General features: G+C 40.2%; 16 protein-coding genes and 2 pseudogenes. 2 read left to right on the plus strand and 16 right to left on the minus strand.

Translation table 11 applies throughout. From position 1 onward, the window contains the following. Positions 1–4 precede the first annotated feature (4 nt). The 7 genes and pseudogenes from aroK to AC1M9A_RS07195 all read right to left on the minus strand — a co-directional run bounded on the left by aroK (position 5) and on the right by AC1M9A_RS07195 (position 6,029). On the minus strand, positions 5–547 hold the full coding sequence (gene aroK / locus AC1M9A_RS07165; protein ID WP_035263975.1) for a shikimate kinase AroK: 543 nt from the start codon (positions 545–547) through the stop codon (positions 5–7). Positions 548–583: 36 nt separating this feature from the next. Further along, positions 584–2,314, minus strand: a pseudogene (locus tag AC1M9A_RS07170) (type IV pilus secretin PilQ); the annotation flags it as partial. A gap of 339 nt (positions 2,315–2,653) precedes the next feature. Beyond that, a pseudogene (locus AC1M9A_RS07175) lies at positions 2,654–3,073 on the minus strand (AMIN domain-containing protein); the annotation flags it as partial. 19 nt (positions 3,074–3,092) lie between these two features. Continuing rightward, positions 3,093–3,620 carry a pilus assembly protein PilP gene (locus tag AC1M9A_RS07180; RefSeq protein ID WP_481589152.1) on the minus strand — a complete coding sequence of 176 codons (528 nt, stop codon included), beginning with the start codon at positions 3,618–3,620 and terminating at the stop codon, positions 3,093–3,095. Beyond that, a complete protein-coding gene (locus tag AC1M9A_RS07185) occupies positions 3,620–4,348 on the minus strand; it encodes a type IV pilus inner membrane component PilO (RefSeq protein WP_481608945.1) in 729 nt (242 codons plus the stop codon). Before AC1M9A_RS07185 ends, AC1M9A_RS07180 begins: the two co-directional genes overlap by 1 nt. Next, the gene (locus tag AC1M9A_RS07190) at positions 4,345–4,971 is read right to left on the minus strand and encodes a PilN domain-containing protein (protein ID WP_035263969.1); all 627 of its coding nucleotides are present in this window, start codon (positions 4,969–4,971) and stop codon (positions 4,345–4,347) included. Before AC1M9A_RS07190 ends, AC1M9A_RS07185 begins: the two co-directional genes overlap by 4 nt. Continuing rightward, positions 4,971–6,029, minus strand: a complete 1,059-nt coding sequence (locus AC1M9A_RS07195; protein WP_035263966.1) for a pilus assembly protein PilM — start codon at positions 6,027–6,029, stop codon at positions 4,971–4,973. The genes AC1M9A_RS07190 and AC1M9A_RS07195 overlap by 1 nt, the downstream gene beginning before the upstream one ends. A 168-nt stretch (positions 6,030–6,197) precedes the next feature. On the opposite strand from AC1M9A_RS07195, the gene ponA reads away from it, so the two are divergent. Then, entirely contained in the window at positions 6,198–8,723 is a 2,526-nt protein-coding gene (gene ponA, locus AC1M9A_RS07200) for a penicillin-binding protein PBP1a (protein WP_481596116.1), read from the plus strand. Between the two features lie 32 nt (positions 8,724–8,755). On the opposite strand, the gene AC1M9A_RS07205 is transcribed toward ponA, so the two are convergent. The 9 genes from AC1M9A_RS07205 to AC1M9A_RS07245 form a co-directional block, all read right to left on the minus strand. Next, complete coding sequence (locus tag AC1M9A_RS07205; RefSeq protein WP_481609946.1) at positions 8,756–9,562, minus strand: putative RNA methyltransferase; 807 nt, start codon at positions 9,560–9,562, stop codon at positions 8,756–8,758. 71 nt (positions 9,563–9,633) lie between these two features. Then, positions 9,634–10,752: a phospho-N-acetylmuramoyl-pentapeptide-transferase gene (mraY, locus tag AC1M9A_RS07210; protein ID WP_092767279.1), complete on the minus strand. Its 1,119-nt coding sequence runs from the start codon at positions 10,750–10,752 to the stop codon at positions 9,634–9,636. Continuing rightward, positions 10,753–12,156, minus strand: a complete 1,404-nt coding sequence (locus AC1M9A_RS07215; protein ID WP_481609947.1) for a UDP-N-acetylmuramoyl-tripeptide--D-alanyl-D-alanine ligase — start codon at positions 12,154–12,156, stop codon at positions 10,753–10,755. Between the two features lie 9 nt (positions 12,157–12,165). Then, on the minus strand, positions 12,166–13,662 hold the full coding sequence (locus AC1M9A_RS07220; protein ID WP_481609948.1) for a UDP-N-acetylmuramoyl-L-alanyl-D-glutamate--2,6-diaminopimelate ligase: 1,497 nt from the start codon (positions 13,660–13,662) through the stop codon (positions 12,166–12,168). 7 nt (positions 13,663–13,669) lie between these two features. Continuing rightward, on the minus strand, positions 13,670–15,499 hold the full coding sequence (ftsI, locus tag AC1M9A_RS07225; RefSeq protein WP_035263956.1) for a penicillin-binding protein PBP3: 1,830 nt from the start codon (positions 15,497–15,499) through the stop codon (positions 13,670–13,672). Between the two features lie 9 nt (positions 15,500–15,508). Further along, positions 15,509–15,853, minus strand: a complete 345-nt coding sequence (gene ftsL, locus AC1M9A_RS07230) for a cell division protein FtsL (RefSeq protein ID WP_092767285.1) — start codon at positions 15,851–15,853, stop codon at positions 15,509–15,511. Beyond that, positions 15,853–16,776 (minus strand): 16S rRNA (cytosine(1402)-N(4))-methyltransferase RsmH, encoded by a 924-nt coding sequence (rsmH, locus tag AC1M9A_RS07235; RefSeq protein WP_481591473.1) that lies wholly within the window; start codon positions 16,774–16,776, stop codon positions 15,853–15,855. The genes ftsL and rsmH overlap by 1 nt, the downstream gene beginning before the upstream one ends. 184 nt (positions 16,777–16,960) lie before the next feature. After that, positions 16,961–17,977, minus strand: coding sequence for a sulfate ABC transporter substrate-binding protein (locus AC1M9A_RS07240; protein WP_481609949.1), 1,017 nt, complete (start codon positions 17,975–17,977; stop codon positions 16,961–16,963). 239 nt (positions 17,978–18,216) lie between these two features. Further along, positions 18,217–19,191: a sulfate ABC transporter substrate-binding protein gene (locus AC1M9A_RS07245; RefSeq protein ID WP_481609973.1), complete on the minus strand. Its 975-nt coding sequence runs from the start codon at positions 19,189–19,191 to the stop codon at positions 18,217–18,219. 405 nt (positions 19,192–19,596) lie between these two features. On the opposite strand from AC1M9A_RS07245, the gene AC1M9A_RS07250 reads away from it, so the two are divergent. Further along, on the plus strand, positions 19,597–19,911 hold the full coding sequence (locus AC1M9A_RS07250) for a hypothetical protein (protein ID WP_092767291.1): 315 nt from the start codon (positions 19,597–19,599) through the stop codon (positions 19,909–19,911). Positions 19,912–20,019 lie beyond the last annotated feature (108 nt).

Consider the following 20,019-nt stretch of genomic DNA (forward strand, 5'->3'; position numbering starts at 1 on the left):
AAATTTAATTCAATTCTTTTGCGACAATCACATTAAGAATACGTTGTGCCAAATCACGCGCAGCACCTTGATTCGTTTCAATAATATGATGTGCAACTTCACGATACAGCGGATCACGAATATTCAATAATTCACGTAATTTCTGTTCAGGATTTTCGACTTGTAATAAAGGTCGATTTTTATCACGGTAGGTTCTTTGAAGTTGTATTTCTACGGGAGTATAAAGATAAATCACAATACCTCGATCTTTTAGATAAGATCGATTAATCGACTGAGTAACTGCACCGCCACCCGTCGCAACAACTAAATTTTGTTTTGATGTTAAATCATCAATTACCAGTGATTCACGATGTCTGAATCCCTGTTCACCCTCTTTCTCAAAAATCCATGGGATGGTCGCCCCAGTTTTTCTTTCTATCTCATGATCACTATCAAGAAACTCTCGATGAAGTAAATCTGCAAGATGTCGACCAACGGTTGTTTTACCAGCTCCCATGGGCCCTACCAAATAAATATTCGGTAGGGTTTCAAACTCTTTGCTTGGCAAGGAGTCACCTATTGAATTGCTTTCATTGAAACTATATTAATTGTTTCTAGTTTGCCTGTCATTAACAATTCTTGGTGTCACAAAGATTAATAACTCACGCTTATTCTCTGTTTTACTGTCTTTACGGAATAGACGACCAACAGCAGGAATATCACCAAAGAAAGGCACCTTGGTTTGGTTAAAAATCGTTTCTTGCTCGAAAATACCACCTAGCACCACAGTTTCACCGTTATTCACAAGCACATTGGTATCAATTTGATTTTTATTCAAAATGATTTCCCCATTCTGTGCATAACCTGCTGGTGAATCACTGGTAATGTTCAATTTCATTTGAATTTTACCATCAGGCGTAATACTTGGTGTTACCTCTAAGCTTAACAACGCTTCTTTAAAGGAAGTCGTCGCCGTTGCAGCACCACCTGCAGTTTCAGTGGTTTGGTAAGGGATTTCCTGACCTGAAGCAACTTTCGCTTGTTGCTTATCAGCAGTGAGAACTTTTGGGGTAGAAATAACTTCACCGTAGCCATCAGCTTGTAGTGCCGATAACTCAAGGTCCAGCATAAAATCAGACATATTGATTAAACCAAATGCAATTTTACCTGCAGCCCCAGCCACACCTAAATCCACATTTAAGTTATCAGGACGTTGAATATTATAACGACCATCCTCACTTGGTGATTTTAAATCCCACAGCGTTTGATCACTACCACCAACCAAAAGATCATTATTGGTTGCAACACCTTTCGATACTACCCCCCATTTCACACCCATTTCTTTAGTGAAATCTGTTGTCGCGCGTACAATACGAGCTTCGATCATGACTTGTTTTACAGAAACATCCAATAAATCAATCATCTTGCGAATTTGATCAATTTTTTGAACTGTATCGTTAATGATCAATGTATTGGTACGTGGATCAATTGAAACTGTACCACGTGGACTTAATAATGACCCGACACTGTCCCCCAATGGGTCAGTTGTTGAATTTGTATTATTACCATTAGATGAACGGCTGTTACGACCTTCAGTAATCAACTTTTCAATATCTTCAACTTTGGCATAGCTCAATTGAATATATTCGGTTTGCAATGGTGCCAACTTCACACTTTGTGCAATGGCTTTCGCCTCTTCTTCTTCGGCTTTAATCAATTCTGGAACAGGTGCAATCCAAATCACGTTTCCGTTGCGACGCTTATCCAAGTTCTTGGTTTTCATTACAATATCAAGCGCTTGATCCCAAGGCACATCTTTTAAGCGTAATGTAATATTCCCTTGAACTGAATCCGAAGTCACCATATTAATGCCGGTAAAATCAGCCAACAATTGTAATACGCGGCGCACTTCAATGTCTTGGAAGTCGAGAGAAATCTTGTTACCTGTATATTTAGGTGTACGATTTTGGCTGCTTAAGCCTTTTTTCTCTTCTGGGCGTTTTAAACTGATCGTTAACTTACCATCTGTTTGATAAGCCATATATTCGAAGCTACCACTCGACTGAATGGAAATTACACCATTCGACTTATCATTATAAGCGTCTACTGTAGAGACAGGCGTGGCAAAATCATTAACGTTTAAACGGCGCACCAAATGCGATGGAATTTTGTTACCGAGGAAACGCACCACAACTTTGCTACCTTGCTGTTGTACATCTACTGGTGTATCTGCTGTTTTTAAATTCAGTACAACTTGTCCCTCACCTGCACTACCGCGCTCAAAACCAATATCTTGCAGTCCTTGTTGTACTGCTTGATAAGCGACAGGTGCTGGCGGTGTATACGCAACAGGCTGCTGATAAACAGGAGCTACTGGAGGTGGTACAGGTGCTGCAACTTGCTGACGAACCACTGGTGCAGGTGGAGCGGCAGGTCTTAAAACCGTAGGCGTTGGTGCAGTTGGTTTCAATACCTGCTGTGCTGCAACAGGAATCACAGGTGTTGGCGTTACAGGTGTCGTTGCCACAGTTGTAGCCGCAACAGGTGTAACGTTATTCGTCAGATTAGGACGTATGACTGGCTTTAAAACACTTGTTTTAGGCGCTGGTTCTGCTGCTTTGGCTTGTGTAACCTCTGGCGCCGCTGGTGTTGCCACTTTCGCAGAGTTTGGATTATTTATTTTTAAAATAAAGGTATTGCCTTCAACACGTGTCGTGTAGCTCCCCTTCTGCGTTAAATTGACAGTTAACCGTGAACGCTGATCATTAGAAATGACTTCAACTGAGTTTGCTTCAGTGGTCGACACAGGTATTTTAGTATTCGCCAGTGTTTGACCTGCCTGCATAAAATCCAAAACGAGTCGAGATGGATTTTCCAATTGATACGACTGTGGCTGTGGAGGTAATCCGTTAAACATGACACGGATTTCTGTTCCTTGACCTGGCACCTGCAAAGGCACAATATTGGTCATCGTAGTTTTAGCCGCCGCTGCCTGCATAACAGCTATAGAAACAGTGGTCATAGCGAATTGACGAAGAAAACGGTTCATATACTGTCGATCCCCACCCCAAAAATTTTGCATACTCTTTTTCATTGTTATTCCTTAACTCGTCTTAACCAACAGGCCCAAGCAACACTAAGCTTCTCGGTCTTTCGATATAACCATCTCGACCATCTGAAACAATTTCAATCAGATCGATTTGAGTCGGCGTTATCTTCACGATGCGCCCTTGGTTCATCCCCATGTAATTACCACGTTGCACACGCTCAATCTCACCATCAGGGGTTTGAATCAAAGCGAGAATCTGGCCATTGTTACGTTTTAAACTTCCTTTGAAGTTTAACGTTTCCAATGCATAGCTTTCTAAAGGCTGTGGTTGACGATTAAAATTAGGATAAACACGTTTACCCGACATGATTCTTAGCTCTGTTGCCAATGAGTTTGGCAAGAATGGACTTCGAAGTTGATGTGCCGAGTAAAGAAAATTTGGAACTGGATTAAATACAGGTGCCGGTTCTATGGGTAAAGGCGGCTGGCTACGAATATTCGCCATTTCTTGATTGACCGCATCAATACGCGAATCACATCCCACCAAAGTCGTTGCAATAATTAATCCGCACAAAAGCTTAAATGATTTCATTATTGTCCTCCTGCTGGCATATCAGCTGGTGGAACAACCGCTGAACCTACCGTATCTTCAGTCGATGCAACATAACGATATGTTTTGGCTTTTAATGAATAATTGATCAGTGGAATATCAGATTTTTTATCTGTACTTGGCGTCGCTGTAATCACAAAATCATGTAAGGTCACGATACGCGGTAAAGACGCAATTCCACTCACAAAACGCCCAAATGAATGATAATCACCTGTCGTTTCTATCGAAATTGGCTGCTCAATGAAGAATTCTTGAGCCACTTCATTTTCGAGACGGATATTTTTAAATTTGAGCCCTGAATTCACACCTGTTAAGTTGATGTCCTCAACTAAACTTGGAATTTCTGTTTCTTTTGGCAATTGTTGTAATTGCTCATTGAAATTCATTTCCATTTGTTGCAACTGTGCTTGGTATTGCTGCAAATTACGGAGCTTAGAATCCTTTTCTTTAAACTCTGTCAGTAAATTTGCCTCTTGTGCTTTAGCAAGATCAATGGATTCAAGTTTTGGTTTAATCACCAAAAAGTAACCAATAGCACAAACAAATAGGAAAATAAAAATCCAACAGGTAATTTTTACAGACAGTGGCCAACTACCGTAGTTATTGGAGTCCAAAGTATTAAATTGCTGAAAGAACTTTTCAACAGTCATGGACTTCTTTTTAGGTACAGTGACATCTGAATCAAAATCATTTAAATCACTACGACTCATGGTGCACCTCCCACATTATTCGCGTCCATCTCTGATGTCGGTTGAGCAATTGCACCCAAGTCGACAGTCACGATAAATGTACCGTAAGACTCTTCAACTCGAGGGATTACCGAACTTGGTGCTTTTTCCTTCACTTCTGGGGCAGCCAAGAATGAATTCATAAATGCATTTCGGTACCACTGGGAAGCTTCTAAACCACGTAATAACTCTGCTACCGCATTCGGACTTTCAGCTTTACCTTCGATGGTAAATTTATTACCAGTACGGGTAAATTTCGTCAGATACACTGTTTCAGGAACAACACGTACCAATTCATCTACTAAACGCACAGTAACAGGTCGTTGACCTTCAAGACCTTGAATCAGTTTCATCCGCTCAATCACTGCATTTCGACGTTCTTGCAATCCTTCCAAGGATTTTAATTGAACGTCTAAACTTTGATTGGTGCTTACAATAAGTTGGTTTGCTTGTTCTTGGTCTTGCAATTTATGATTCAAGAAGAACCAAGCTGCTAAAACCGATAAAATCGCAAGTAATACCACTGCGATACAGATATAAACAAATTGCTTTTTTCGCTGTTCTCTTAGCTCTTCGCGCCAAGGGAGTAAATTAATTTTAGCCATTAATCAAAACTCCTCAATGCCAAGCCACACGCCACCAATAATGATGGTGCATCATTTTCTATTTTTTTCAGGTCGATTTGAGGAGAAAAGCCCATTTGTAAAAATGGATTAGCAATAGTGACGCGATATCCCAATTTTTGTTGCATCATTTTTGCAAGACCTGGGATATTGGCATTACCACCCGCCAATAAAATATGATCAATCTCGTTAAATTGAGAAGAAGAGAAAAAGAACTGTAATGAACGCGCTGCTTGTTGAATCACTGCATCAAGGAATGGCATTAAAACTTCTGTTTCAAAGTCATCTGGTAAGGTGTTGTCTTTTTTAGCACGCCCAGCTTCATCATAAGATAAGCCATAACGATTTTGCACATCTTGAGTCAATTGCTTACCGCCAAACACTTGTTCGCGCGTGTAAATAATTTTGCCATTTTGCATGACTGATAAAGTCGTCATGGTATGACCAATATCAAGAACGCCAACAAGATTTGCACCAATCGGCAATGTATCTGCAAAGACTTCAAAACTACGTTCCAGTGCATAGCTTTCAACATCGGCAACTTTTGGGGTAAGGCCGACCAAATCCAATACTTCAATACGAGAGTCCACGTTTTCAGTACGTGTCGCAACGAGTAGAACGTTCACTCTGTTTGGATTGTTTAATCGCTCAGGAAGCACTTCAAAGTCTAAACTGACTTCGTCAAGTGGGAATGGGATATATTGCTCAGCATCCATACGAATCTGAACTTCACGCTCATCATCGCTCATGTCGGCATCCATCTCGATGACCTTGTGAATCACCATAGATGTAGGTACCGCAAAAGCAGCATTCGTCGATTGCGGATTTGCAATATTAATCGCGCGCTCTAAAGCATCAGCCACGTTATCCTGATTGAGGATGTTTTTTTCAACAACACTCCCATCAACCAATGGACTTAACCCGTAACTTTCAACCCAATAGCGACCGTTTTTAACTGATAGCTCTAATAGCTTAACAGAGGTCGAACTAACATCTACCCCCACTAACCCCTTATTTGGCTTACGATATAGTCTAAGCACAATGCAATTCCTATTATTTTTTTGTCCCCAACAACAGCACAATACAAACTAACTACACTTGGTCTAATTTTTTTGCGGATATAATAACTCAACTAACATTCTGTTAAATGAGAAGCTATACTGACCTTCTATTAGTTTGCCTTTAGCACCTATTAAAACTTACTTGTTATGAAAAAGCTATCTTGTTGTGGACAGATTCACCCTTTTTTTTTGCTGATTATCATTATCTTAGTCACAATTCCAATGGGCTTTTATGGAATGTATCTCTATATTGCACCATCTTTGCCAGAGATGACTGCTTTTAAGAAGGCTCCATTATTAAAACCGCTGCAAGTTTATACAGCAGATAACCAATTAATCGCAGAATATGGTGGCAAACTTTCTGTTCCAGTTGAATATGAGCAAATCCCACAAGATTTTATTCATGCTTTTTTAGCTGCAGAAGACTCTTCTTTTTTTGAGCATAGCGGTATTAGTTTTAAAAGTTTAGGACGTGCAGTCAGTGAATCGATCACGGGTTCTGACATTCAAACTGGTGGTTCTACAATTACCATGCAGGTGGCAAAAAACTATTATTTAACACCAGAACGAACTCTCAAGCGCAAACTCACCGAAATTTTCTTAGCACGTAAAATTGAACAAAAATTATCAAAAGAAGAAATTCTTACTCTCTACGTCAATAAAATTTTCCTCGGTAAAAATGCTTATGGCATCGCCGCAGCAGCAAAAATTTATTACAACAAGAATTTAGACGATCTTTCAATTGCCCAAATGGCAATGATTGCAGGATTACCTAAAGCACCCTCTAAGTATAATCCTGTGGCCAATCCTGAACGTGCGTTAGAACGTCGCAATTGGATTTTAGGTCGTATGCTACAGTTGGGTTATATTAGTCAAATTGAATATGAAGATGCAGTATCAGAGCCTATCGCTTTGGACATGCCTGATCGCGGTATTAACAATAAATTCCCTTATGTCGGTGAAATGGTTCGTTCTGAACTCGTCAAAAAATTTGGCGATCTCGCGATCGATTCAGGATATAAGGTTTACACCACTATTGATTACAATCGTCAAGCCTTTGCCGAAGAAGCAGTTCGTGTTGGTTTAGAAAGTTATGACCGTCGTCATGGATGGCGTGGCCCAGAAGCCCATGACAAACCCTTAAAAGACTTTGTACCATTTGCAAACACCTATCCTGCTGAAGTCACTAAAGTTTTAAGTAATTCTTTTGAAGCAACTTTACAAGATGGTTCATCAGTCACTGTTCCTTGGTCTGGCATGTCTTGGGCGAGACGCTATCGCAATGCCAATAGTGTGGGTGGTGCACCGAGCAATGCCTCACAAATTGTAAAAGTCAAAGATATTGTTCGTCTACGTCCAAATCAAAATCGTAGTATGTGGTCCTTGGTACAGGTGCCTCGTGTACAAGGTCAGTTAATTGCACTTAACCCAAATGATGGCTCAATTGTCGCGATCGTTGGTGGATATAATTTTTATCAATCGAAATTTAACCGTGCACTGCAAGGTTGGCGTCAACCTGGCTCTATTATCAAACCATTTGTCTACTCGCTTGCACTTGAACGAGGTATGACGCCGCATACCATGGTTAGTGATAATCCCATTACCATTGGTAAATGGTCACCACGCAATTCTGATGGGCGCTATTTGGGGATGATTCCATTACGTCGCGCTTTATATTTGTCACGTAATACTGTCTCTGTTCGCCTTTTACAAACAGTCGGTCTAGAACGTACTCGCCAATTGTTTATGGATTTTGGTTTGCAGGATGATCAGATTCCACGTAACTACACGATTGCATTAGGAACACCTCAAGTACTCCCTGTTCAAATGGCAACAGGCTATGCCGCAATTGCCAATGGCGGTTTCCGCGTGCAACCTCACTTCATTAGTCGTATTGAGGATGCTTACGGCAAAGTGATTTATCAAGCCAATCCAGAATACGCATGTATTTCATGTATTAAATCTCAGAAGCAAGATACAACCTCTGCTGAAGCAACAACACCAGACGACGAAATTATTGAAGTTACCAATCAGTCTTTAGAGGATAAGCAACCCACTTTAACTGATGAAGAGCGCAGCCAATATCGTCAAGCACATCGAATTTTAAAATCCAGCTCAGCATTTGATATGGCGAATATTTTACGAGACGTAATTCAGCATGGTACTGGTCGCGCAGCATTAAAAATTGGTCGTGGTGATTTAGGAGGTAAAACAGGAACAACCAATGATGCAAAAGATGCTTGGTTCGCTGGCTTTAACGGCAATTTAGTCGCAGTTTCATGGGTAGGTTTCGACCAACCGACTACGCTAGGTCGTCGTGAATATGGGGGGATCGCTGCTCTTCCAATTTGGAGTGACTTTATGGAGAAGTCTCTTGCCAATACACCATATGCTTGGGTAAGTTTAGATAAAAATGCAAAAGCTCCTTTAACTCGAGAACAACGTGGTCGTGTACATACATTAAACCATGAGCAAAAAGATAAAACTCCACCTTTAGCTCGTCCAATTTATCGCCCTGCTCCAGTGGTAGCACCAACGAATGATCGCGATTTTGATGATCTACCAGATAACGATCAACCGTTAACGCCGACGTCGTCGACACCACCGGATATGAATTCAACACCACAAGTTAAACGAGATTCAATCGAAAATTTGATTAATCAAGTTCAATAACCAAAATAAAGCCCTCTAAAAGAGGGCTTCTTTTAACTTTTCTTTTTTAAAATATAGATCTGAAACTCTGCACTCAGTTCAAATTTTTCAACTTGCTCTAATTGCTCACGCCGTTCAGGTTTGGCCTTATAAGCATATGGCGTCATTGCGATAAGAAACTTTAGGTCATTTTGGTTCAACACCAATGGTGCCTGAATTAAGCTTTCATCAATTAACTCAAAGTGCTCGCTCAACTGTGCTACAAATTTATGTGGCTCATGTGCCTTAACTTCTTCAAATAGTGCTTCTCGCATTTTATATAAATGTTGTGGACCTGGGGTAACAACCATTAAATACCCCGATGATTTTAATACACGTAATATTTCCGCCTCGGGAATAGGACTAAATAAACTGGTACATAAATCGATGGTCTCGCTTAAAACAGGCAACACAGCCCCCGTACCCACAACCCAAGTGACATTTTGATTTAATTTTGCTGCTACCTGAACTGCAGTTTTAGCAATATCCACCCCCACAACTTGTATCGCTTCAGCTTCCATTGCATTGGTGTAATATCCTTCACCGCAACCAATATCTAAAAGATTTTCAATACGTAATTCTCGGATTTTAGCAACGACAGCTTGCTGTAATGGCGCATAAAATCCCGCTGATAAAAACGACCGTCTAGCTTGAACAGACTCAGGGGTATCCCCTGGATTTTTACTATGTTTATGCTGTACGACATGCAAATTCACATAACCTTGCTTTGCAATATCGTAACTATGATTACTCTTGCAGCGCCATGTTTTCCCCTCAAGCGCCAATGCCTCGCGACAAACAGGACACATCAACAGATTCATCATTTTCTCCAAAAAATTTTAGCGATGAAAAAAAGTCGGCATAAGCCGACTTGATCTCATTTGATTCTTGCTTAGCGCAATTTTAAGGTCATTAGACCTAAAACTACTAGCATAATTGTGATAATCCAGAAACGGATGACCACCTGTGTTTCACGCCATCCTTTCTTTTCATAGTGATGATGTAACGGCGCCATAAGGAAAACACGTTTATTTCGCATACGAAGCGAACCGATTTGTAAGAATACAGAGACTGCTTCGACTACAAATACACCCGCCATAATTGCAAATACAATTTCCTGACGTACCATCACCGCAATAGTTCCCAGCATCGCTCCAAGCGACAAGGCACCAACATCACCCATAAATACTTGTGCAGGATGCGCGTTATACCAAAGGAATGCTAAACCTGCACCTATCATTGCAGCACAAATAACAACGAGTTCAGATGAATATTTCACATAGGGAATATGTAAATAATTTGCAAAACGAACATCACCCGCCAAATAAGCAAACACCCCTAGGCCCGCCGCAACCAATACAATTGGCATAATTGCAAGACCATCTAAACCGTCAGTCAGGTTAACAGCATTCGACGCACCGTTAATCACTAAATAAGTGAATATGATAAAACCGATCCCTAAAGGGATTACCGATAAAGGAATTGTAAGATCTTTAAAGAAAGGGATCAGCAAATCCAACATATTCGCAGTGTGTACAGGATTAGTTTGCTGAGTCGCAATTACGTAGAGTGATATCCCTGCACCCAAAGAAGCGACAGATGTCCAAAAAAACTTCTTACGCGCTGGCAAACCTGCATTGTCTTTATAACGGATTTTAATCCAATCATCCGCCCAACCTACGGCGCCAAATATCACCATCACGCCAAGCACAATCCAAACATAAGGGTTTGAAAGATCTGCCCAAAGTAAAGTTGAAATCCCAATAGAAAGCAAAATAAGGAGACCACCCATGGTTGGTGTTCCCATTTTTTTGGCATGGTTTTCCGGAGCGAAAGAACTTACCGCTTGGCCATATTTTAAAGCTTGTAACTTACGGATCATGACAGGACCAAGAACTAGGCCTATCGTGAGTGCTGTCAAGACACTGAGCAGCGCACGTAATGTTAAATAACGAACCACTTGGAACGAGCTGTGATAGCCGGAAAGTTGTTCAAATAACCATAACAGCATTTAGAGTTTCTCCATCAAATCTGCCATCAACGTTTCCATATGGGTATAACGAGAACCTTTGAATAAGAAACTCATTTTTTGCGGTTGATGTGTTTCGATTAGACTAATTAAAAATGGTAGAGCTTGCTCTTGATTGAGGAAAGCTTGTAACTTTTTCCCGTACTGAGTACTACGTGCACCTTCCTGTGTTGCTGGTGCAAACTCACCAACAGCAACGACAAAGTTGAGTCCGCGAATCGAAACCAAATCTCGCCCGAGTAAATAATGTTGTTGAGCAGCAGTCGGACCTAACTCACCAATATCCCCAATCACCATGACACGAATACCTTCTTGCTGTGCAAGCACTTCACCCGCTGCACGCATCGACGTCGGATTGGCATTGTATGTATCATCGATAAATAAAAAATCATTTTTTTGAATAAAATTCAAACGCCCCTTTGCACCCACAGCTTGTTCTAAACCCGTGACAATATCATCCAAGCTGATATTTAATGACAATGCAAATGCAGCAGCAGCCAAAGCATTTTGAACATTATGCTCACCAGCAAAAGGTAAATCCACAGGTTGGACACCTACAGGCGTATGTAATTTAAATTGAACACTCTGTGGATTCAGCTGAATATCTGAAGCATAGACATCGCCACTTTCTCCAAAACTTAAGGTTTTTGTTGTTTTTACACTTTGACGGATCTGGTCTATATAATCATCAGCTGCTGGCACGATCGAAGTTTCTGAAACATGACCATAGATTTCAGATTTAGCTTTACAAATTCCGTCACGCCCACCGAACTCACCAAGATGAGCCGTACCAATATTAATAATACCCGCAACATGAGGTTGAACGAGCTTCGAGGTATAGTGAATTTCTCCTTGATGACTTGCTCCAAGCTCCATCACTGCATATTCATGATCTGGTCGAAGCTCTAATAGCATCATAGGCACACCCAGATCATTATTGAGATTACCTCGCGTGATCAATGTCGGTGCTTTGCGAGCAAGAATACTACCAAGCATTTCTTTAGTCGTGGTTTTGCCGCTACTACCAGTCAGTGCGATAACTTTTAATTGCGCATGTTGAGCGCGACGAAATGCACCAAGCATACCTAATGCTAATCTCGTATCTGTTACCACCAACTGACAAATATCAATGTCTAAAGGCCGCTCAACAATCGCAATCTGACAGCCTCTTTCAGCCACTTGTTGAACAAACTCATGCGCATCAAAACGCTCACCTTTCAGGGCTAAAAAAGCATCCCCCGACTCCGCATGACGTGAGTCTGTCAAAATACGCTTTACTTCTCCAGTCGGTTTTTTATCATTCAACCAATACCCTTGAGTAGCAGCAACAAGATCAGACAAAGTCCATGGGACAAGTGTCGCAGTACTTGTAGTAGATGTGTGCATAATGATTCCTTAGTCTGCTGGATAAGATGCTGGCTTAGTCGCATGCTGACCCTTAATGGCTGCTTGGACTTCTACCACATCATCAAACCAATGACGAACACCATCAATCTCTTGATAATTTTCGTGGCCTTTGCCTGCAATCACAACAATGTCACCTGCTTTTGCTGTTTTCACTACAAACTTAATCGCTTCACGACGATCATGAATTTCATGAACCTCTCTGTCCAAAAATTCAATTCCAGCCTTCATGTCAGCAAAAATTTGTTCTGGGTTTTCAGTACGTGGATTATCTGAGGTAAGCAATACAACATCTGCATGATCTAAAGCAGCCTGTGTCATTAATGGTCGTTTACCGCGATCGCGATCACCACCGCACCCAAACACAGCCCATAATTGCTGTGAAACATGACGTTTTAATGTTTGAAGAACCTGAATTAATGCATCAGGAGTGTGCGCATAATCCACGACAAACAAACGATCTCGATCACGCAACACTTGCATACGCCCTGGTGCACCTTTTAACTGAGGAACTAAAGCGACTAACTGAGATAAATCTAAACCCGCCTGTTCAACAGAGATTAAGCTCGCAACAACATTTTCAATATTAAAGTGACCTAATAACGGACTATTCACTAAATAGCTTTGGGTCTTGGTCACCAATTTAAAATGAACACCGTCTAAACTATATTGAATCTCTTCAACACGGTAATCCGCGGGTCGAGTGGTGGAATAAGTCAAAATTTTAGGTTTTACTGGATTTTGCTCCGCCGCTTTGAGCATGATATTTGCGTAAGCATCATCGATATTGATAATTGCAACTTTAAGACTCTCAAACTGAAATAAGCGTGATTTTGCCTCAGCATAGGCCTCTAAAGTCTTGTGATAATCCAAATGATCGCGACTTAAATTACTGTAAGCAGCAACTTCAATTGGCGTTCCATTGAGACGCCCCTGTTCAAGACCATGGGAGCTTGCTTCAATAGCAGCAAACTTAGCCCCCTGCTGAGCATAAGCATGCAATTGATTTTGCATATGCAATGCATCCAACGTAGTATGTGTAGATGCTTCAAGGTGAGGTAAAATCCCATTCCCCGTCGTCCCCATCACAGCACATGGGTACTTACTTAACATCAGTAGCTCTGCAACAAGCCTTGAAATGGTCGTTTTACCATTGGTTCCCGTGACAGCCAATACTCGAAGTGGATTTACTGGCTGTGTCTGTTGCAAATAATCTTTCTGCCATTGTCCCATGAGCATACGCACATTCGGAACGATCAAACTTGGCGTTAAACCTAAATCTTGTTCTGAAATAATAGCCAAAGCACCAAGATCCAGTGCCTTCTGTGCATATTCTGCAGTTTTTTCAGGTTGAGAAAGACTGGTCAAAGCAATAAACACTTGTCCCGCTTCAACTTTACGACTATCTAATTGGAAGCCATTAAATGCTTGTTGCATCCATTCTGCTGGATGATCTACAGCGTAGATTTGTTGAAATGTAATCGACATTCATCACCTATGGAATGGATTTTGGAGTATCTAAGGGTTTATCCAATGGTACGTTTAACAGTCTCAGCGACTCCTGCATTACTTTTGCGAAAACAGGTGCTGAGACAGTACCACCGTAATACGTGCCTTTTGGATTTTCGACCACGACGACCATCGCCAAACGTGGATCACTTACAGGTGCAACACCTGCAAATAAAGCTCGATATTCATTGGTCGAATAACCTTTACGGTCAGCACGTAATTTGTGTGCTGTACCCGTTTTACCTGCAACGCGATAACCTGGTATTTGAGCACGAGTCGCTGTACCGCCTGGTAATGTTGCTGTCTCCATCATTAACAAGACTTGATCCGCAATTTTAGGATCAATCATTTGTTCACCTTGAGGAGCTTCATCCAACTTGTACAAACTTAAAGGAACTTTCTTCCCTTTGTTTGCCAACATGGCATAAGCGTCTGCCAATTGTAGTACCGTGGCATTAAGACCATATCCATAGGACATGGTTGCAACTTCTGAAATATTCCATTTACTTGGCGGTAAGATCAGACCTGGACTTTCACCAGGGAATTTGACAGCCGAACGCTGTCCAAAACCAAGACGCTTATAGAAAGTTGGTAAAGTCGGATAAGGCAAAGATAAGGCAATTTTCGCTACACCTACGTTGGAGGATTTTTGAATAATGCCACCTAAAGTAAGCGCTCCATAATTATGTGTATCACGAATCGTATGATTACCGACACGCATCGACCCTGGCGTGGTATTAACGACTGAGTTTGCAGTGTACTTACCACTTTCAAGCGCCATCGCCACCGTTAATGGTTTCATCGTCGAACCTGGTTCAAACGAATCAACTGCACCGCGATTTCGCATTGCATCTTTATTGGATAAACTTTTTTTATCATTCGGGTTATACGACGGCCAACTGGTCATCGCTAGAATTTCACCGGTTTTGACATCGACCGCAATTGCTGTAGCAGAACGTGCATTATTTGCCACACCCACCGCGGTAAGCTCTCGATACATAATGTATTGCAATCGAGAATCAATACTCAGTGTAATATTTTCCCCAGCTTCAACTTCTTTAATAACTTCTGGAACTTGAACACGGTTTCCATGCTTATCACGTACAATTTTCTGTTCGCCATTGACCCCTGCAAGCCGCTTATTCAGCTGCATCTCCAAACCTTCAATCCCTGTTCCCTCGGTATTGGTTAAACCAATGATTTGAGAGTTGGGTTGTGGTTGTGGGTAATAACGTTTATATGATTTTTCAGAATATACGCCAGCAAAATTACGTTGTGCTAACAGAGCCGCTTGAGCAGGTGGTACTTCTTTTTTCAATACTAAATAACGTGAACGAGCTCGATCTTGAACACGCTTTTTGAGGTCAGCTCGATCCAACCCAACTGCATCTGCTAGCTCATCTAAATTCAGGTTTTCCTGTGGTAACTGATTTTTTAATTTACGGCTGGTTGGATTCTTTTTTAACTCTTCAGTGATTTCATCAAAAGTTGCTTTAGTTTCAAAATAATGTTGAGGATCAATCACCACCTTCATAATTGGTGTACTAATAGCCAAGGGAACGCCATTACGGTCGCTAATAACCCCTCGCATCGCGCTTAATTTTTCAGTACGTAAAATTTTGGCATTGGCTTTATTTTGCAAAAAGTCTTTGTTCACAATTTGAACATAAAAGGCACGTGCAACCAATACTACAAAAAATGTCAGGACTAAGCCCCACATTAAATAGAAACGCCACATATCTACAGCAACGGTTCTTTTCTGTGTAATGGGCTGCTGTTTTTTACGTGTTTGTTTTGTTTTGCTTTTATCAACCATTCAGCGTGCCTATTGATTTTTCGCGGTTTCAGCAGGAAGTGAAATCACCACAGTCTGTGATGTTGGTGGTGAATACATACGTAATTGTGTCACTGCACGTGTCCCAATTTGTGCAGTCGCTCCAAATGTCTGTTGCTCAATAAGTAGACGACCCCATTCAGCATTGATGTCTTCAAGCTCACGCATATGCGTATTGAATTCACGAAAATCTTGACGATAAGAATAGACCTGATAGACCACCATAAATGCGCTCACCATGACCATAGCGGTTAAAACGCTATAGATCAGTATTTTTTTACGCACCAAGGTCGTTGCTACCAGTTCCTGTTGTTCTACGTCTTTTTCCTTTTTCATTATTCGCCTTTAAAATTTATTCGCTCTGCAACTCGCAACCAAGCACTTCTAGAACGCGGATTTTGTTTCACTTCTTCTTCACTTGCACGTACGCGATCAATTTTTTTCAAACGACGAGTTTCTTTAGGTTTCTGAGGTAAGCCCCAACCATCATCCTCAGCTAAAGTCGACTCTTTTTGAATAAATTGTTTAATAATTCGATCTTCTAAGGAATGGAAACTGATGACCGCTAATCGACCTCCATTATGAAGCATATCCAGTGCTTCAGGTAAAAAAGCATGCACATCTTCTAATTCTTTATTGATTTCAATTCGAATTGCTTGGAATGTACGTGTCGCAGCATGCTTATTTTTTTCCCATTTCGGATGGGCAACTTTTACAATTTCAGCCAATTGACCTGTAGTCTCAATATAACCTGCTGCTTTAATCGCTTTCGCAATGCGGCGGCTATATCGTTCTTCACCATACTGAAAAATAATATTCGCTAAATGCTCTTCATCAACTTCAACCAACCATTGCGCTGCAGTTAAGCCTTGAGAGTTGTCCATTCGCATATCCAGTGGACCGTCTTTCATAAAGCTGAAACCACGTTCGGCCTGATCAAGTTGTGGTGATGACACACCTAAATCTGCCATAACACCATCGACAGTTTCAACACCGCGTTGATTTAAGGCTGTTTTAATATCTGCAAAACTTGCATGAATAATGGTAAATCTTGGATCTTCTTGTTCTAACTGAGCAGCCACAGCCAAAGCCTGCGGATCTTTATCAAAGGCATAGACACGAGAATGTTCATCTAATTTGGACAAGAGAAGTCGAGTATGACCTCCTCGACCAAAGGTGCCATCTACATAAATCCCTGTATTACGCCCACCCAATAGAGCATCTACAGTTTCATGAAGTAATACAGAAATATGCGACATAATAACGTTTCAGAACATCTAAAAATTTAACTGCACATTATTACCTTGTTTTAATAAAGCTCCAAACGACTTTTTGTAGGTAAATTTTACTTTCTATAGGCAAAACCGTTTCATTCACTGGAATGTTCAAATAAAAAAGCCTCACTTAGAGGCTTTTTTATTGAATTTCAATTACTTCGGTATATTAACGACGGCTGTTATAAATCTGATCAAAAATCGCACCATTCACAAAATGTGCTTGTTGTGCTTTTGCCCAACCACCGAAAACCTCATCAATGGTGAATGTTTTTAACTTAGGAAATTGTTTTGAGTATTTTGCTAACACTTCAGCATTACGCGGACGATAGAAATGCTTAGCAGCCATCTCCTGACCTAATGGTGAATATAAATAGTTAATATAGCCAGTTGCCAACCATTTATTGCCATTTTTCTCTACAGTACGATCAACGATGGCAACAGAAGGCTCTGTTAAAATCGAAATAGATGGATAAACAATATCAAACTGATCTTTGCCCAAGGCTTTTTGAGTGACCAGTGCTTCATTTTCCCAAGTGAGCAACACATCGCCAATTTTACGCTCAGCAAATGTCGTCATAGAAGCGCGCGCCGCAGAGTCCATCACTTTGACGTTATGGTACATCTTGCCGACAAAGTCTTTTGCTTTCGCTTCATTACCACCTGGTTGTTTGAGTGCATAACCCCAAGCTGATAAATATACCCAGCGTGGTAGTCCACCTGTTTTAGGGTTTGGTGTGATGATTTCTACACCCGGCTTAACAAGATCTTGCCAATCCTGAATTTTTTTAGGGTTACCTTTACGCACCATAAAAACAATGGTTGATGTATAAGGTGCAGAGTTATAAGGGAACTCTTTTTGCCATCCTTTATTGATTTGACCCGATTTTACAATCTCTTCAATATCATTTGCCAATGCCAAGGTGACAACGTCGCCTTTCAAACCATCAACCACAGAGCGTGCTTGTTTACCTGAGCCACCATGAGATTGTTTAAAGTTGACTTTCACTCCAGTTCTTGACTGCCAATATTGACCAAATGACTGATTAAACTCATCATAAAATTCACGAGTCGCATCATAAGATACATTCAGGAAATCACGTTGTGCTGCTTGAGAAGATACGCTGAACGATAAACCTGTTGCGAGTAAGCCCGCTGTAAGCAAGGCTTTAAATTGAGTTTTCATAGTCAAAAAATCTAGATATACATAATTAATCTAAATATATGAAATAAAGTCATATTCATCAATTTAATTTGGACATGTGATTTACGTTATATTGCTACCATTTTTCTTTCAAACTTATGAATTAATTCATAAATCATCTTAAATACAGTCTATATTCAAATATATAGTATTTTATGCATTTCTTATAAGTAAAAATGGATAGCATATCACGATCCATTCACATAAGTTCTAAAAATAGATTATTTTTCTGCTGAAATTTGGTCGTAAATCGCGCCATTTACAAAGTGCGTTTGCTGCGCTTTCGCCCAACCACCAAATACTTTATCGATGGTAAATAATTGTACCTTTGGAAATTTAGTACTGTATTTAGCTGCGATTTTTTCATTACGTGGTCGAAAATTATGTTTAGCAGCTAATTCCTGCCCCAAAGGTGAATACAGATAGTTAAGATATCCTTTTGCGAGATTACGATTCCCATTTCTATCTACGGTTTTATCTACGATGGCAACAGAAGGCTCAGCTAGAATTGAAATGGATGGATAAATAATTTCAAATTTATCTTGCCCCAAACCTTGCGTCGCTAAGAGCGCTTCATTTTCCCAAGACAGTAAAACATCACCCATTCCACGTTCAGCAAAAGTCGTGAGTGATCCACGGGCTCCTGAATCTAACACTTTGACATTTTTGTATAATCGTTTGACTAACTCACGAGCTTTGGCATCATTTCCGGCAGGCTGTTTAAGTGCATAGCCCCATGCAGATAAATAAATCCATCGTGGCGCACCACCTGTTTTTGGGTTCGGGGTAATGATCTCAACACCTGGTTTGACTAAATCATTCCAGTCTTTGATATTTTTTGGATTGCCCTTTTTTACTAAAAAAACAATGGTAGATGTATAGGGTGCTGAATTATTGGGAAATTCTTTTTGCCAATTTTTTATGATATAACCTGCTTTTACAATTTCTTCAATATCATTTGCAAGTGCCAAGGTCACAACATCTGCTTGTAATCCTGTTGCTACAGCACGTGCTTGTTTCCCAGATCCACCATGAGATTGCTTAAATTGCACGTCTTGACCAGTACGTTTTTTCCAAAACTCACCGAAACTTTGGTTATATTCTTGATAAAATTCGCGAGTGGGATCATAAGAAACATTTAAAAATGATGTATTCGCCTGTGCAGTCATACTGAACAACAATGCCCCAATACTCATTGTGCCCAATAATTTATTGAAAAAGTGCTTATTCATTAAAATCTCTTTTTTATTACATTTATGAATTGCACTATATTTTTTATTTACTTCAGTCACAATGTATTCAATAGACGAATTAAATCATTGTAAATATGTAAATTTTATATACATTTTCTTCATATGAATTGCATTTTTATCACTTATATTCTCTTTAAAATTTACCGCATAACATCATATCTTCACCAAATCTCCATATTTTATTGATAAAAAGAGGCAAAATTTATTTCAGCTACAGGTTGAGTAACTTAAGGATTGTTGAATAACAAATTGTAAGAAAGTGTGATGCATTTGTACTTTTGTGAATTTTATGTTTAAAATGTAAACCTAATTACTCTTACAATAAATTCAAAATAGGGGAAAATTGAAATGAATTTGTGCTATTTACAAGCGTTAAGCTTAACTTTATGTGTTTTTGGTATGAGCCAGACACATGCAGCAGCGTTACAAAATCCTGCTAAATCACTACAAAACTCTAGTGTTGCTGAAAAGTCATTAACACCTATCGAACGCGCATTGACTCAACAAAAACGTGAACGTGCTGAGAACAAACCTTCTTCAGAGATGGATCAGATTAAAGTGATCACCTCTATTAAGAATGCTCCAACGCAAAACTTCCTAGCATCGCAACACCAACAGTTTTCGCGTTTTTTACAAAGTTTATTTCCTCAGCACACATCTTAAGCACCATTTTTCTCAATCTCCCCAATTGAGTCAAATTTAGCCCAGTCCGATTTAATGAATTAATCATTAAGCCACTGGGCTTTTTGCTATAATAAAACCAATTTTTAT

Source organism: Acinetobacter sp. ANC_7634 (assembly GCF_056779875.1).